At 55.2% G+C, this 14,516-nt stretch carries 15 protein-coding genes, 1 tRNA gene and 1 pseudogene; 6 read left to right on the top strand and 11 right to left on the bottom strand.

Annotated features, from left to right (window positions below; all coding sequences use genetic code 11):
• A pseudogene (locus HA41_RS08915) lies at window positions 1–859 on the bottom strand (MFS transporter); the annotation flags it as partial.
• 87 nt (window positions 860–946) lie between these two features.
• Between HA41_RS08915 and HA41_RS08910 the strand changes: the two are divergent.
• The 3 genes from HA41_RS08910 (at window position 947) to dbpA (ending at window position 5,349) form a co-directional block, all read left to right on the top strand.
• Window positions 947–1,807, top strand: a complete 861-nt coding sequence (locus HA41_RS08910; protein WP_094120478.1) for a LysR family transcriptional regulator — start codon at window positions 947–949, stop codon at window positions 1,805–1,807.
• A gap of 90 nt (window positions 1,808–1,897) precedes the next feature.
• Window positions 1,898–3,280, top strand: coding sequence for an amidohydrolase (locus tag HA41_RS08905; protein WP_094120477.1), 1,383 nt, complete (start codon window positions 1,898–1,900; stop codon window positions 3,278–3,280).
• Window positions 3,281–3,966: 686 nt separating this feature from the next.
• A complete protein-coding gene (dbpA, locus tag HA41_RS08895; RefSeq protein WP_094120475.1) occupies window positions 3,967–5,349 on the top strand; it encodes an ATP-dependent RNA helicase DbpA in 1,383 nt (460 codons plus the stop codon).
• A gap of 38 nt (window positions 5,350–5,387) precedes the next feature.
• Here dbpA and HA41_RS08890 read toward each other — a convergent pair whose 3' ends face one another.
• Entirely contained in the window at window positions 5,388–5,780 is a 393-nt protein-coding gene (locus HA41_RS08890) for a YgiW/YdeI family stress tolerance OB fold protein (RefSeq protein ID WP_094120474.1), read from the bottom strand.
• Window positions 5,781–5,947: 167 nt separating this feature from the next.
• Here HA41_RS08890 and HA41_RS08885 point away from each other — a divergent pair, with 167 nt between their 5' ends.
• From HA41_RS08885 to HA41_RS08880, 3 genes are all read left to right on the top strand, one after another.
• Window positions 5,948–6,910 carry a chemotaxis protein gene (locus tag HA41_RS08885; RefSeq protein WP_094120473.1) on the top strand — a complete coding sequence of 321 codons (963 nt, stop codon included), beginning with the start codon at window positions 5,948–5,950 and terminating at the stop codon, window positions 6,908–6,910.
• Window positions 6,911–6,995: 85 nt separating this feature from the next.
• Window positions 6,996–7,127, top strand: a complete 132-nt coding sequence (locus HA41_RS21530; protein WP_279627061.1) for a hypothetical protein — start codon at window positions 6,996–6,998, stop codon at window positions 7,125–7,127.
• 307 nt (window positions 7,128–7,434) lie between these two features.
• Entirely contained in the window at window positions 7,435–9,015 is a 1,581-nt protein-coding gene (locus HA41_RS08880) for a methyl-accepting chemotaxis protein (RefSeq protein ID WP_094120472.1), read from the top strand.
• Window positions 9,016–9,335: 320 nt separating this feature from the next.
• On the opposite strand, the gene ymcF is transcribed toward HA41_RS08880, so the two are convergent.
• From ymcF to HA41_RS08840, 9 genes are all read right to left on the bottom strand, one after another.
• A complete protein-coding gene (gene ymcF, locus HA41_RS21345; RefSeq protein WP_143807302.1) occupies window positions 9,336–9,506 on the bottom strand; it encodes a cold shock small protein YmcF in 171 nt (56 codons plus the stop codon).
• A gap of 3 nt (window positions 9,507–9,509) precedes the next feature.
• The gene (cspE, locus tag HA41_RS08875) at window positions 9,510–9,722 is read right to left on the bottom strand and encodes a transcription antiterminator/RNA stability regulator CspE (RefSeq protein WP_009091867.1); all 213 of its coding nucleotides are present in this window, start codon (window positions 9,720–9,722) and stop codon (window positions 9,510–9,512) included.
• Between the two features lie 273 nt (window positions 9,723–9,995).
• On the bottom strand, window positions 9,996–10,418 hold the full coding sequence (locus HA41_RS08870) for an Ivy family c-type lysozyme inhibitor (protein WP_094120471.1): 423 nt from the start codon (window positions 10,416–10,418) through the stop codon (window positions 9,996–9,998).
• A 243-nt stretch (window positions 10,419–10,661) separates the two neighbouring features.
• Window positions 10,662–10,737 (bottom strand) — tRNA-Thr (locus tag HA41_RS08865).
• Between the two features lie 172 nt (window positions 10,738–10,909).
• Entirely contained in the window at window positions 10,910–12,655 is a 1,746-nt protein-coding gene (locus tag HA41_RS08860) for a glycosyl hydrolase family 28-related protein (protein WP_094120470.1), read from the bottom strand.
• A 204-nt stretch (window positions 12,656–12,859) separates the two neighbouring features.
• Window positions 12,860–13,153 carry a hypothetical protein gene (locus HA41_RS08855; RefSeq protein WP_094120469.1) on the bottom strand — a complete coding sequence of 98 codons (294 nt, stop codon included), beginning with the start codon at window positions 13,151–13,153 and terminating at the stop codon, window positions 12,860–12,862.
• Window positions 13,150–13,497, bottom strand: coding sequence for a DUF7940 domain-containing protein (locus HA41_RS08850; protein ID WP_094120468.1), 348 nt, complete (start codon window positions 13,495–13,497; stop codon window positions 13,150–13,152). The genes HA41_RS08855 and HA41_RS08850 overlap by 4 nt, the downstream gene beginning before the upstream one ends.
• Window positions 13,494–13,961 (bottom strand): lysozyme family protein, encoded by a 468-nt coding sequence (locus HA41_RS08845; protein ID WP_094120467.1) that lies wholly within the window; start codon window positions 13,959–13,961, stop codon window positions 13,494–13,496. Before HA41_RS08845 ends, HA41_RS08850 begins: the two co-directional genes overlap by 4 nt.
• A gap of 207 nt (window positions 13,962–14,168) precedes the next feature.
• Window positions 14,169–14,447 (bottom strand): transcriptional antitermination N peptide, encoded by a 279-nt coding sequence (locus tag HA41_RS08840; protein ID WP_094120466.1) that lies wholly within the window; start codon window positions 14,445–14,447, stop codon window positions 14,169–14,171.
• Between the last annotated feature and the right edge of the window lie 69 nt (window positions 14,448–14,516).

Raw genomic sequence — 14,516 nt, 5'->3', positions numbered from 1 at the left:
TGCGGTGCCAGCAGGAAACCGAGCATCCCGCACAGCTGCAGTGCCAGGGTCAGCAACAGCAGCGGCCGGCGATCGCTGCCGCGTGCCAGCAGCGGCAGCAGCAGTGCGCCTGCCACCTGACAACCGATCATCATGCCCAGCAGCGAGCCGCCAGCTTGCGCGCTCCAGCCCAGCTGATGATAGAAATCCGGCAGCCAGGCGACGCAGATCGCATAGCCGCCGTTCACCAGCCCGAAGCTCAGCGCCAGCGTCCAGGCGCGGGTTTTACGCCATAACGCAGGCAGCACCACCGCCGCCGCTTTTACCGGTGGTGCGGTCGGAATAAACAGCCACAGCAGCAGCGCCAGCACCACCGGCAGCGTCCAGCTGCTCAGCGCGCCCTGCCAGCCGAATGCGCATTCAGCCACGGCGTCAGCGCCGCGCCGATCCCGCCGCCTCCCATTAGCGCGCCCGCCCACAGGCCGGTCACCGGCGCGCTCTGACGGCTGAAGCGCTGACGGATCAGACCCGGCATCGCCATCTGCACCACGCCAATCCCCGCTCCGCCCGGTATCGTGCTGAGCACCAGCCAGCGGCCGTCGCTGACAAACAGTCGGCTCACCAGCGCCAGCAGCAGCAGAAACAACCCGCCCAGTAAAAGGTTACGCACCGAAAATCGCTGCATCAGCCGGGCGCTGGTCAGCGCAATTGCGCCCATCATCATCATCGGCACCGCAGGCAACAGCGACGCCGCCAGTGGCGACAGGCCAATGTTCTGTCGCAGCTGCTCCAGCAGCGGGCTGACCGAGGTCATCAGCGGTCGCATGTTTAGTCCGGCCAGCACCAGCGCCGCCAGCAGCAGCTTATTTTCTCTGTTCATCTGAAATCCGCAGAATTAAAAGTTGCCAGCCTGACACGCATCGCTACTATCTGGAAATGAAATATGACTCTGTCAGGTAGTGGGAAAATGAATCGTCAGCCGATGTTTACGCCGCAGCAACTGCTGAGCTTTGTCGCAGTGTGTGAAACGGCCAGCTTTACCCGCGCCGCTGAGCGGGTGCATCTGTCGCAATCCACAGTCAGTCAGCAGGTGCGGCGGCTGGAAGAGATGGTGGGTAAAGCGTTGCTGGTGCGCTCATCACATCAGGTTCAGATCACCGAAGAGGGTGAAAAATTGCTGGGCTATGCCCGCCGGATTATCGCCCTGAACGGTGAAGCGCACGACGTGCTGAGCGATCAATGGCGCGAGGGCGTGCTGCGTCTCGGCGTGCCAGAGGATTTCGCCGCACCGACCGCGGGCCTGCTGGCGCATTTCAGTCGCGCCCATCCTCAGCTGCGGCTGGATGTAATGAGCGGGATGCAGGTGGAGCTGCGGCGGGCCTGGCAGCGTGAAGAGCTGGATATCATGCTGATCAAACAGACCTATGGCGAGCGGCCGCTGGCGTCGCGTCCGGAACCGCTGCTGTGGCTCGACAGCGCCGCGTCCCCCTGCTTTGAGCAGACGCCAGTGCCGCTGGTGCTGTTTCCGCAGCTGGGATTGTACCGCGATGAGGTCTGCCAGACGCTCGACGCGCTGGGCCGCGGCTGGCGCATCAGTTACAGCAGCGCCAGTCTGGTGGCGCTTGCTGCCGCCAGCGCCGAGGGGCTCGGTCTGACCCTGCTGCCCGCCAGCTGTCGCCTGCCGCAGCATCGGGTGCTGGGCAGCGAACAGGGACTGCCGGTGATCGATAGCTTCGAGCTGGCGCTGTTCTGCCGTCAGCCGCAGGATCCGTTACAGCGTGAACTGGCTGAGGCGCTGGTGGCATTTGGTCAGTTACGCTGGCAGTGAAATTTCGAATAGCCAGCAGTGGAAAATAGCGCAGCAAGCCGGGCTGCCGTTTGTCAGATTAGGATCTTATTCATTTTGCAGGAGCCTCTGATGCCCACTTCCCCTTCTCCGAGCCGTCGTGACTTTCTCGGCCAGAGCGTACGCTGGACTGCGGCCGGTGGTTTACTGGCCGCGGGCATGAGCCAGGTCAGCGTAGCGGCCAGTGCCGTATCCACTGCCCCCGACCGCGCCGCTGCCCTGCCGCAGCAGGATCACTACCTGCTGCGTAATGTGCGGCTGGAAGAAGGATTTGAACGTGAGGGCGATGAAGTTATTGCCACCCGGACTGCGCTGTATGACATCAGCGTGCGTGACGGAAAAATCGATCGGCTGCAACCGCCGGGCCAGGGCGACAGCATGTTACCGACGTGGGATGCCCAGGGTGCGCTGCTGCTGCCTTCGACTCAGGATATGCACATCCATCTTGATAAGACCTTTTATGGTGGACCGTGGCAGGCGCCGCGTCCGCGTCAGGGCAAAACCATCATGGATATGATCGCCCGGGAACAGGTGCTGATCCCACAGTTGCTGCCTCATTCCCAGGCACGAGCCGAGGGCCTGATTGCGCTGCTACACGCCAAAGGCACTACCCGCGCCCGCAGCCACTGCAATATCGATCCGGTCAGCGGCCTGCAAAGCCTCGATCACCTGCAGGCCGCGCTGGCGAATCACCCCGATTTTCCCTGCGAAATTGTGGCGTTTCCTCAGCACGGATTGCTGCATTCCCAGGTCGATGGCCTGATGCGCGAGGCGATGCAGCGCGGCGTACAGTATGTGGGCGGGCTGGATCCCACTAATGTGGATGGCGCGATGGAAAAGTCACTGGATGCGATGTTCCTGATAGCACTCGACTATCAGCGCGGCGTGGATATTCACCTGCATGAAACGTCCGCAGCAGGCGTGGCAGCGATTCAGTACATGATTGATACCGTGGCCCGTAACCCGGCACTGAAGGGCAAAGTAACGCTGAGTCACGGCTTTGCGCTGGCGACGCTGGAGGGCAGCGCACTGAACAGGATGATTGAGGCGCTGGCTGAGCAACAGTTCAGCATCGCCTCAACCCTGCCGATCGGCAAACTTACTATGCCGATTCCACAGTTGCAGGCCGCGGGCATTAAGGTCATGACCGGCACCGACAGTGTTATCGATCACTGGTCACCATTTGGCACCGGCAGCATGCTGGAGAAAGCGAATCTGTATGCGCAGCTTTATCGGGGGTCAGATGAATTTTCGCTGTCACGGACGCTGGCAATCGCAACCGATGGTCAACTGCCGCTGTCGGCTAAAGGGGAGCGTCAGTGGCCGAATTCGGGTGATGAGGCCAGCATGATGCTGGTGGCGGCAAGCTGTTCTGCAGAAGCCGTAGCCCGCATTTCACCGGTCGTCGCAACCTTCTCTCGCGGCAAACCGGTATTTATGCTGACCTCCGCCTGAAACAACAGAGCCCCCGGATCGGAGGCTCTGCATTTACCTGAATGGACCAAACCGTCAGGCGGTTTTAGCCCATTTACTGTTCGACATTAATTCCATTGCCAGCGCATATAAGCGACGATCTTCCTGATCACAGGGCTCATCTTCCGCATAACAGCCGATCATAGAAGCGATCTTATCGGCTGATAAGCTCTCTCCATGAACGTGCAGTGTCAGTACGGCGCGGCCTACTATTTTAAGCACATTCTCATGTGGTCCCTGGATGCTATTACTCAATGAAAATACCCTCTACCGGTCGTTGTACCAGGAATATGGCGCGCTAAATATAAAGCAATTAGCTCCTGATTTTTATCGGCATCAAGGGCGATATCTTTTAATGATTAATTCTTTTGCTGTAGTCAGCATTAAGGAGTTATCTGATTAACAATGAAATATTTTTTTAAAAACGCCGAGTTATAAACTAATGTCTGGCCTTAATGAATAAACGCAGCGGCAGGTCGTTCTTTCACCTGCGACAAAGTATTAAAAAAAAACACCAATTTTAACGCAACTTCGGTTAATTCTTAGTCACTCCTCAATAAATTGTTTCATACTGCTAACCTCAAGGTTACCGTTGCTGTCAGGCGTGCTTTCTGCCAGACTTGCGCGCGCAATACTGCCCTCCACTTTCAGCCTCAGAGGCCGCGCCCGTGACCGCTTTTTCTACCCTCAATTCGCTTCCCGACAGCCAGCTCGATAACCTGCGCGAGATAGGCTATACCAGCATGACGCCGGTTCAGGCCGCCACGCTGCCCGCCATTTTGCAGGGTCGTGACGTGCGCGCGCAGGCAAAAACCGGCAGCGGGAAAACCGCCGCCTTTGGTATTGGCTTACTGCACCATATCGACAGCGCCCGGTTTCAGACCCAGGCACTGATTCTCTGCCCGACCCGTGAACTGGCGGATCAGGTCGGCAACGTGCTGCGTCAGCTGGCACGCTTCACCCGTAACATTAAAGTTCTGACTCTGTGTGGCGGCCAGCCGATGAGCGCCCAGCGTGATTCGCTGGTGCATCCGCCGCATATTGTGGTGGGTACACCGGGTCGTATTCTCGATCACATCAAACGTGAAAACCTGAAGCTGGAAAATCTGCGCACTTTGGTGCTGGATGAAGCTGACCGGATGCTGGAGATGGGTTTCCGCGACGATATGGAAACCATTATTGAGGCGACGCCAGCGTCACGCCAGACGCTGCTTTTTTCCGCCACCTGGCCCGAGGGCATTACCGCCATCAGCAGCCGCTTCCAGCGAGATGCGCTGAGCGTGGTGACGGAAGAAGTTAGCGAACTGCCGTCGATTGAACAGCAGTTCATTGAGGCCAGCCACGGTGAAAAGTTATCGCTGCTGATCGCCTTGCTGAGCGAGCGCCAGCCTGCGTCATGCGTGGTGTTCTGTAATACCCGCCGTGAATGCGATGAGATTGCTGCGGCGCTGAATGCGCGCGATATCAGCGCGCTGCCGCTGCATGGCGATCTTGAGCAACGCGATCGTGAGCGCGTACTGATCCGCTTCGCCAACGGCAGCGGGCGGGTACTGGTGGCAACCGACGTGGCCGCGCGCGGACTCGATATTAAATCGCTGGCAATGGTGGTGAACTATCAGCTGGCCTGGGACCCGGAAGTGCATCTTCACCGCATTGGCCGCACCGCACGCGCTGGCGAGCACGGCGTCGCGGTCAGCCTGGTTGCGGCCGATGAGATGGCGCGCGCCCATGCGCTGGAAGATTTTCTGCAACAGAAGCTGCCGTGGATTGCCGCCAGCACGCTGAAAAAAGGCAACAGTAAACCCCTGCCTGCCGCAATGATGACGCTGTGCATTGATGGTGGCCGCAAAGCCAAGATCCGTCCGGGCGATATCCTCGGCGCACTGACCGGTGAAACGGGTTATCGTGCTGACCAGATCGGTAAGATTGTGCTGACGCCGACCCACGCCTACGTCGCGATTGACGCGGCTCAGGCTAAAGGGGCACTGGTGAAACTCAAGCAGGGAAAAATCAAAGGGAAAGCCTGCCGGGCGATTCTGCTGAAGGATTAAGTATCAGGGGCGAGGCGATTGCCTCGCCCTGTTTGCTGTTACGGCTTGTCGATCTGTGTAACGTGCAGTGTGGTTTTGTCCCCTTTACCCTGCACCTTACCGCTAACGCGTACCTTATCCTCAGCGGTGTAGGTTTTACCATCGAAGGTTTTCTTTGGCGCAATAATCGGTAATGTGCCGGTATTATCGCGGAACTGATAAGTATCGCCCTGCTGTTTTTTCACGATGTAGCCTTCCAGCGTCACATAACCCCCCGGGCGGAAATCACGAATCTGGTCGATGTGTGTCTGGCCGGTATCTTCCGAACCTTTATAACCTGCATCCTGTTTGTGTTGCGGCGGCGGTGCTTCGCCCGCTTTGTATCCCCCCTCTTCGGCATACACGCCCGCACTCATTACCACCAACAGTGACGCTAAAATTACTTTTTTCATTTCACACTCCTTTATTGGAAAGGTGTCCATGTTGAACCTTCACCGTTAAGCCTGGCACAATAATTGGCGTCCGTTTTATTTCACCCTTCTGTTCTCACCTTTTTCCTTTTGCTGCCGATAACCTGTTCACACCCTATTTCACCAGCTGCGTTAATGCAGAGGCAACGATGGATAATTTTCAAAAAGAGATTGATGAGAGAGCAAACCTCGCGTTATCGAACAAATTTGAACTGCTGCTGTTTCGCTTAGGCTCTGATCAGCTGAAAGGCAAGTCCGAACTGTTTGGCATTAACGTGTTCAAGCTGCGTGAAATTGTACCGATGCCCGCCATCACCAAAGCCGCCGGTATGCGTTCACCGCTGCTGGGTATGGCCAGCATTCGCGGTCAGTTCATCCCGGTTATCGATCTGCCAGCGGTCGCCGGTTGCGTGCCAGAAACCGGCCTGAATCTGCTGCTGGTCACCGAGTATGCGCGTAATACTCAGGCGTTTGCCGTGGAGTCAGTTGAGAATATTGTGCGTCTCGACTGGAACCAGGTGCATACCGCAGAAGCGGGTATCGGTGGCCGCAACATTACCAGTATCGCCTGCCTCAATACTGACCAGCAGAGTAACGATCTGGCGATGGTGCTGGATGTTGAACAAATTCTGTATGACATCATTCCTTCGGTTCGCGGTGTTGAACCGGAAGCAACCAGAGCGCGTGAATTTAACTATCGACCCGGCGCCGTCGCCATTGTGGCGGAAGATTCCAAAGTGGCGCGTCAGCTGCTGGAACAGGGCCTGAAGAGCATGGGGATTCCGTCACTGATGTTTAACACCGGCCTGGAAGCGTGGGAAAAACTCAAGCTGATGAGCCAGGAAGCGCAGGCTGCCGGCGAGTCGATTCACGATAAAATCGCCTTTGTCCTGACCGACCTGGAAATGCCGGAAATGGATGGCTTCACGCTGACCCGAAACATCAAGCGTGACGGGATGCTGAAACGTCTGCCAGTGGTGATCCACTCTTCACTCTCTGGCAGCGCCAATGAAGATCACGTACGTAAAGTGGGTGCCGACGGTTATGTCGCCAAATTCGAATTAAACGAACTCTCTGACGTGATTTTTAACGTTCTCGAAGCAGCCCGCTAAGCGAATGCAGGCCGACGCGTTTACGGTCGGTCTGCTGCCCTTGCCTGTTTCGCACTGTGTTTTTACTTAGCCAGGAATCTTATCCATGCACAGCGAAACCTTACCCGTTACTTCCCGTCACAATATGCTGCGTGGCCGACTGCGTCAGCTTGCCTGGGTTTCCGCCGTGATCCTCAGCCTGATGTTCTGGGTCGGCCTCTACTTTTTAGTCTTTTAATTTCATTCATCCCGTAGGGTTCAGGCTGCCAGTTTTGTGACTGTCAGCCCGGCCAGGCACATCCGGCTTTCCGCTTTTATCGGAGCCGTTTCGTTAAACACAATTAATCGATGCGATTAATTGTGCGCTTTCCCCTGCCTGTTACTTCAAAAAAATTAAAGGTAAAGCTTAACGCTCCGATAACAGTGTGCGCGAGATCATCTTTTTTCCCGCGACACAATGCGGGTTAAAGGATGTGCAACGCGCACAACAGCAAGGAACCTGATTGCTGATAACACAGTGAAAAATAATAAAACGGGGAAAGAATATGGTCAGTATCAAGAATATGAAGGTGGGTATGCGGCTCGCCGCAGCCTTCGGTATTGTTGTGACGTTACTGATTGTTATTGGTGTGACATCCATAACGAAAATTAACAGCATTAACACCGCTATTGCGTCGATCGTGGACGATCGTTACGTAAAAGTGCGACTGGCATTTGATGTGCGCGATGGTGTCAACGATCAGATCAAATACCTGCGCGGCATTGTGATCGACACCAATCGACCGGAAATGAACGTGAAACGTTACGGTCAGCTGGACGAAGCGACTCAGCAGACTAACGCCGCCATGAAAAAGATCGCTGATATTCAGGTTACCGCGGTCGGTAAGAAAAAAATTGCCGGTCTGCTGGCCTCTGCCGACGCGTTCGAAAAGGTCAAAGCGGAGCTGATCACCCTGGTGAAAACCGGTGATTTTAATGCTGCCAGCACCTATGTACTCAAGTCGATGACCGCGACTCAGAACAAATTCCTCGATGATGCTGTCGCGTTTGCCAATTCTCAGGATTCACAACTGCGCAGCGAAGGACAGAGCATTGTGGCGAATGGTCAGTCAGCGATTTCCATCACGCTGATTTTCTCTGCGCTGGCGATTCTGGCCTCCATTTTGCTGGGCATTTTCCTGACGCGCTCGATTGTGCGCCCGCTGGTGGCTGCGGTGGATGTGGCCGAACGCGTTGCTGCTGGCGATCTGAGTTCAAAAATTCAGATGACGTCACGCGATGAGACCGGTGTGCTGATGCAGGCACTGCAACGAATGAACGATAACCTGCTCTCTATTGTGACCGAAGTGCGTACCGGTTCCGATACCATTGCGGTGGCGTCGAACCAGATTTCCAGCGGCAACCTTGATCTCTCAACCCGCACCGAGCAGCAGGCCAGTTCGCTGGAAGAGACCGCCTCGGCGATGGAGCAGATGACCTCAACGGTTAAGCACAACGCCGATAACGCCCGTGAAGCTAACCAGCTGGTGGCGAGCACCTCCAGCGTGGCGCGCGAAGGTGGCGTGGTCATGGAGCAGGTGATCGAGAAGATGGAGGCCATTGCCCTGTCGTCGAAGAAAATTGTCGATATTATCAGCGTGATCGACTCTATCGCCTTCCAGACCAACATTCTGTCACTCAATGCGGCGGTCGAAGCGGCGCGTGCCGGTGAGCAGGGCCGCGGCTTTGCGGTAGTTGCCTCTGAGGTGCGTAATCTGGCGCAGCGTTCTGCGTCTGCCGCCAAAGAGATCAAAGTGCTGATTGAGGATTCAGTGGCGAAGGTGGATGAAGGCAGCAAACTGGTGACCCATGCGGGATCAACCATTGGCGAAGTGGTCAACAGCGTACAAAGTGTGGCGAACATCATGAGTGAAATCACTATCGCCAGCAGCGAGCAGAGCAGCGGCATCAGTGAGATCAATATGGCGATTACCCAGATGGAAGCGGTGACGCAGCAGAACGCCGCGCTGGTGCAGGAAGCGTCAGCGGCCTCACAGGCGTTGCAGGATCAGGCTGAACGGATGGCGCAGGCGATGAGCGTGTTTAAGGTAGGACAGCTTTCGCTGAACGCCGCGCACAATGCCTGATAGCGTATCTGATCAGTAGCGAAGTGGCTCCAGCGGCCTGCTACGGCGGGCCGTAACGGTGTAGTCCTGCTGGTATGACGGACGAGTTAGCGTCTGAGCCTGCGTTAATCTCTGGTGAATTGAGAAGCGATGACGTCAGAACGTTCGCCAGCGACAGGCGCATCCATGGATAAGGAACGCAATGGCGGGAACATCAGAGGAAGCAGAAGCAGAAGCAGAAGCAGAAGCAGAAGCAGAATGACAGAAACAAAAAAGGCTACCGGGGGCAGCCTTTCATTACAGTCAATGCAACAACGCTATAAAGCTCAGTTAGCCTTAAATCAGAAAGCGCGAGGCTGGTTCTGAAGTGCAATCCTCGCCGCGTTCACCTGAACAACGACAGATTTGCAGAAAATGCATTTCGCTCCATGCGGATTGGCTCTTGTAACATCAAAGTGTGATGTACGAAACTGTGAGCCATTACAGTGAGGACATTTAAATGTAATTTTCAGTCCTTAGAGACCAACAACGTTTGCAGCAGCTGGGCCTTTGGCGCCATTTTCTACTGTAAACTCAACTTGTTGACCTTCATCTAATGAACGGAAATCAGTGCCCTGGATTGCAGAGAAATGTACGAATACATCTTTGCTGCCGTCCTGAGGAGAGATGAAACCGAAGCCTTTCTCTGCGTTAAACCACTTAACGGTACCGCGAATTTTGTTAGACATGCTTAAATCCTTAATATATCGAGCCTTCCGGCATAATGGCCTGAGAACAGATTTTAATCAGAACGTAAGAGAAGACTCAAAAAGAAGGGATGTCTCGCGACAAACTTAGAGATGAGAACTGCTTTGGATACTTACTTTGATAGTGTCTGTTAATCAAACCGACGATTCATTAAGCCACACTTCGCCGGGTGACGCAAGCAGCAATTTAAATTAATCGTCAGTAACCCTTAATTGAATCGCCGTCACCGTGGTCGCAAAGGGCCCGCAGGCGCCTCAGTGTGAAGCGCCACCATTCAATCGGTTAAACAGAATGCTGCGCATCTCTGCAGAATCGGTCGGATTAAGGTTCATCCAGCTGAGCGTCTGGCGGTCGCTTTTCATATCGTACTCAGAGAAGAGACCATGAATCGCCCCGTTATCAGGTGAATAAAGGATGGCGATAGATTGCACCGGGCAGTGATGAGGCTTGCAACCTGAAAGAACCTGATACTTCACGCCTTTAATCACGACCTCATCGGCCGGAAAACTGGTCCCGCCATTTCTGACCCATGAAGGTAACCTGTAGCGCTCAACCAGCCTGTTATAAGCCGCCCCACTCTCTTTAGCCTGAATAAAATCAAACAGGTAAGGCTTGTCAGCTGCATTCGCAATAAATGACCCCATCGTCAGGGCAACGACCAGCAGGATTTTTTTCATCTCCGTTTCCTCGTTTCGGATGCTTAAGACGTCGGACGATGGTCGTCCGGTACATCACTGCATCACTCCATCAGCGCTACGGGCTGAGAGCCAGCACGCGCGGTTGGGCTGAATATATCAGCCGACGAAGTCTGGCTGCAATGTTCACGGCACCCTTAACAGAAGCGGGAAAACAGCTGTTGAGGATCGGTTGTACAGGATAAAAAGTGAAGGTACGCGTGGAAGGTAATTGCCTGAGATAACTGGTGCCGGTAAGAGGAGTCGAACCTCCAACCTTCGCATTACGAATGCGCTGCTCTGCCAACTGAGCTATACCGGCAAACGGGGGGGATTAGCGGGGAAATACCTTAGAAAAAAGCGGAAATGCGTCAAGAGAGCGGCCATTCAACTGCGGATTTTCGCAGCGCCTCATGCCAGAATGAGACTGCCGCAATACAAGTCTCAGACAAAAAAAGGGCGAGGCAGCTGCCTCGCCCAAAAAGTGCCGATCATCAATCGTAGTAAGGGACCTTACGGTCAACGCCGTTGATATTGATCAGCACAAAACCGGTCGGCGCCGTTTTGTTAGCCGGGGTTCCCGCCGCCGTTGCGAGCGTCACCACCCCTTTTTCATTGGCACCAATACCCGCCAGTCCGTTATGCATGCCAAAGCGCGCAGCTGGTTTCAGCGTCCCGACTTTGGTGATATCAGTCACCACCGACATATCGGACTGAAACAGCGAGCAGGAACCGGTATCGAAACGGGTCGGACCGGTGGTCTTGAGGTTAAACATGGTTTCGCCGCTGTTAGCCCTCAGCTTGACCCATACCACCGCATAGGTGGTGCCGACCCGGTTATAACGGATATCGAGCACCGAGGATTGACCCATGTGATGCGCATCCGCCCACACCGTCTCCAGGCGCTGCAGGTTGATCAGGGTTTTACCGGTGCCCGGCAGGTTAACCGGCGACCCTGCGGTGCCGGAGGGCGTCGTGGTATCCGCTTTCCCGATCAGTTCCATGACCCACGCCTGGTTAGGCGCCGGGAAGTAGAGCTGACCCAGCCGGTACCAGTTATCGGTATCGGTGTTGTTCACCACCTTATATCCGCTGAAATAGCCGACGCGCATCGAACCGGTTGAATAGCTGCCGTGGTTTTCATCACGACGGTAACCATATTCAAAGGTCGATAACCACTTCCCGGCGGCCAGATCGTTAGTAATTTTCGCCCCGGCCTGCAGGTTAATCTGACGCATGATGACGCGGGCATTGTTGAGGTTGAGCGGCGTACCGCAATCTTCAATGTTCAGCGTATCAATGGTCCAGCCACCGTCCGACAGATCCCCAGGATTGCGGGTATGCTCAATCCAGACGTTACGCAGGATCCCCTGGGTCATACGCGGCATATAAAGCGTGGCGTCACCATAACCGGATTGGAAGTTGGCATTGCTTAACTCAATGGCAGTCGAGTGATCCCAGACGCCATTCGGTGAGTTAGACCAGCCGACATCAAACACCCGCGAGAAGGTGCTGGTGGTGTAGATCTGGTCGAACTTACTGTCGAGCGTATCCTGCAGTTTAAATACCGTGCCACCGGTGCTTTGCGCCCGGAAGCAGCTGATATTGACGGTTTGTCCTTCGATACAGGTATTTTCGAAGAACGGCTGATTGTTGCTGCACTGCTCGGGTAAAATGGTGACTTTGGCAGTGGTATCGGCGCTGGCCTGCCCGTTCCAGACGATGCCTTTGATCGCGGTACGGCGAGCCTTTACTTTAAACACGGTATTGGGGCTTTTATCGGAAATAATGGTGGTGCGCGGCAGCGAGCCCAGCTCCAGATCGTCGCCTAACAGGCCAAAGAACGGGATTTCTGTGGCGCTAAGATCGATAGGTGAAATCCGGAAGCGACCACCAGGAAAACGTACCGGCAGGGCTTTGACGTAGGTGTTGTAAGTCTGGGTCCACGCCAGCATCCGCTTAAACGCATCCGTATCATCAGTGACGCCATCCCCTTTCGCACCGAAGTGCAGAATATTCACTTCAGTGGGATCGTTAATGGTGCGTTTCCAGTAAAAACCGTTGCCCACTGCCACCGTACCGCCATCGTCTTTCAGGACGGTGCTGCTGAGAAAACCAACAAAGTCAGCACCGCCACGGAAGCTGGAGTCTTTATCGTAGTAGCGTTTCAGAATCGCAACTTCACCTGATTTTGACGGGACTGTGGTGCGCAGTTCAGCAAAAGAGTTAACTTCGATCATAGTATCCTCCTCAGGATGACTTAGTTAAGGCGCTGATTATCAGCAGGTTACTTTGTAATGGCCGGGTGGCCGCAGAGGGTGTCCCACATGTCGTTGTGGGTGTTGATGGCACGCACGGTGCGAACGTCCATCTTTTGTGCGTCATCGCCGTAGGTATAAAGAGGGGAAAACAGCACGCAGGCTGAATCGGTTATCGCCACCGGTTCAGGGTTTGTGGTATTTCGACTGCTGCAACTTGTCGCGAGCAGCAGCGTCATCAAGGTTGTGATTGTCAGTCGCCACACGATTGGCCTCCTCACGATTATGTTGTTGTTGCTGTGCGACCGCTTCGACGCGGGACGCCTGTTGTTGCGCGTTATCGACGTCAGAACGGGCTTTTTGCTGCACTTTGCCGATTTTCTTTCCGCCAAAATAACTGGCGCCCAGTGCCGCAATTACCGCAGCCAGCGCCGCGATCCAGTGCCAGCTGCCGCCGAGTAAGGTGGTTAACAGGGTCATGGTTTGGTTACCTCCACCTGCTGCTTTTCATTCAGCAGGTTTTTTTGACGAACAAACTGGGCAATGACACCCATCGCCACCATGAAAGCGCCGACCAGTCCGAGGTAGTTGTGCGGCAGTATCGATTTGACGTCCTCCGGCAGCACGTTCCAGGCATCCACCGCCGCAGAGGGAAAGGATTGCGCCCAGGCGCTGAGCATCGACCCCAGCGACGCGAGCCAGACTGACCAGGTTTTGAATAACAGACGGGCATGGGAGACAAATTGCAGTGTGGTAAAGCGCTGAAGCAGCAGCAGAATAATGATCGCCGTCAGCACGGCGATGAGAAACATGAGCCATCTCATAGCAGCCCCCGATAAACGGCATAGGTGCCGCTGCGCATCACTTCAGCATGACGTCTGGCCCGGCCCGGCGTCTGACGTGCCCACAGGCTGTTCATCATGGCGTCAGCCGCCTCATTAAAATTTTCACTGGTGATGGCGCTGAGCATATTTCTGAACTGCATGACGCCATCGACGCCCAGCTGATAAGCCATGCTCAGCAGCACATCAGTGCGGGCGTCATTACATTTCGCCAGCGCATTGCGCAGCAGCTCGCGGCTCTGCATCTCCTGCACCTTGCCTTCCACAATGCACTGCTTCCAGACATCCCCGACGCGTCGCGGCACCCGAAACGCGTAGTTACTCAGCGAGGCCCCTTTCGGGCCGATGCGGATCCCGCCCGCGACGGTCGGGAAGCCCAGCGTGTCGAGATAAGGCACGTCGGCATACCCCTCTTCAAAATTCAGCATTGCAATTATCTGGCTCATAACGATTCCTCAATGACGGGTCAGAGCGACTCAGTCCTGTGAAAAGAAATACATAACGCCCGCTGATCAATGGCCACCACCACGCCCGCCGCAGGCAGGGTTAACCCTGCAGCAAAACTGAACAGTAATTAACCGGATTACGACCAGTTAAAAATAGAGGTGGCAGACAGGGAACGGCGGATAAAACAGGGGGATTACTGATGCTATTCAGCGCACTGCGTAGAGATGCACATGCGGCAGACAGCAGTTGTCAAAGCTGGGCGCCTCCTGATTTTTAGCGCGTGGTGCTGTGATAGCGCGATCGACGCGCGGGGTAACCTGACGCTGGCAGATTTGTTCCGCTCGCCGCAGGGTGAGTGTTTCTGGTGGGAAGTTCAGGGCCTGGTCGATGCTCTGTTTCAGGCTGCTGAGAGGTTGGCGCCGCCGATGGCGACGAGTACGTGCGTTGCCCATGAAAACGCTTTTGCCATAGTGAATTATCGCCATAACTCCTCCTGTGAATGAGTCTTTGGCGATGGGGTGGCAGGCGCGAGCTTTCGGCGAACCGAACGGGCC

Origin of the sequence: Pantoea conspicua (genome assembly GCF_002095315.1) — a bacterium.
Classification (GTDB): domain Bacteria; phylum Pseudomonadota; class Gammaproteobacteria; order Enterobacterales; family Enterobacteriaceae; genus Pantoea; species Pantoea conspicua.
The sequence above is the reverse complement of the archived record's forward strand: the minus strand, read 5'-3'. Positions and strand labels throughout refer to the sequence as shown.

What these genes read in the sequence shown, in the direction of transcription:
- HA41_RS08910 (WP_094120478.1), top strand. Translation starts at nt 947, where the DNA reads ATGAATCGTCAGCCGATGTTTACGCCGCAGCAACTGCTGAGCTTTGTC.
- HA41_RS08905 (WP_094120477.1), top strand. Translation starts at nt 1,898, where the DNA reads ATGCCCACTTCCCCTTCTCCGAGCCGTCGTGACTTTCTCGGCCAGAGC.
- HA41_RS08890 (WP_094120474.1), bottom strand. Translation starts at nt 5,780, where the DNA reads ATGAAAAAAGTAATTTTAGCGTCACTGTTGGTGGTAATGAGTGCGGGC.
- HA41_RS08885 (WP_094120473.1), top strand. Translation starts at nt 5,948, where the DNA reads ATGGATAATTTTCAAAAAGAGATTGATGAGAGAGCAAACCTCGCGTTA.
- HA41_RS21530 (WP_279627061.1), top strand. Translation starts at nt 6,996, where the DNA reads ATGCACAGCGAAACCTTACCCGTTACTTCCCGTCACAATATGCTGCGT.
- HA41_RS08880 (WP_094120472.1), top strand. Translation starts at nt 7,435, where the DNA reads ATGGTCAGTATCAAGAATATGAAGGTGGGTATGCGGCTCGCCGCAGCC.
- cspE (WP_009091867.1), bottom strand. Translation starts at nt 9,722, where the DNA reads ATGTCTAACAAAATTCGCGGTACCGTTAAGTGGTTTAACGCAGAGAAA.
- HA41_RS08870 (WP_094120471.1), bottom strand. Translation starts at nt 10,418, where the DNA reads ATGAAAAAAATCCTGCTGGTCGTTGCCCTGACGATGGGGTCATTTATT.
- HA41_RS08860 (WP_094120470.1), bottom strand. Translation starts at nt 12,655, where the DNA reads ATGATCGAAGTTAACTCTTTTGCTGAACTGCGCACCACAGTCCCGTCA.
- HA41_RS08855 (WP_094120469.1), bottom strand. Translation starts at nt 13,153, where the DNA reads ATGACCCTGTTAACCACCTTACTCGGCGGCAGCTGGCACTGGATCGCG.
- HA41_RS08850 (WP_094120468.1), bottom strand. Translation starts at nt 13,497, where the DNA reads ATGAGATGGCTCATGTTTCTCATCGCCGTGCTGACGGCGATCATTATT.
- HA41_RS08845 (WP_094120467.1), bottom strand. Translation starts at nt 13,961, where the DNA reads ATGAGCCAGATAATTGCAATGCTGAATTTTGAAGAGGGGTATGCCGAC.
- HA41_RS08840 (WP_094120466.1), bottom strand. Translation starts at nt 14,447, where the DNA reads ATGGCGATAATTCACTATGGCAAAAGCGTTTTCATGGGCAACGCACGT.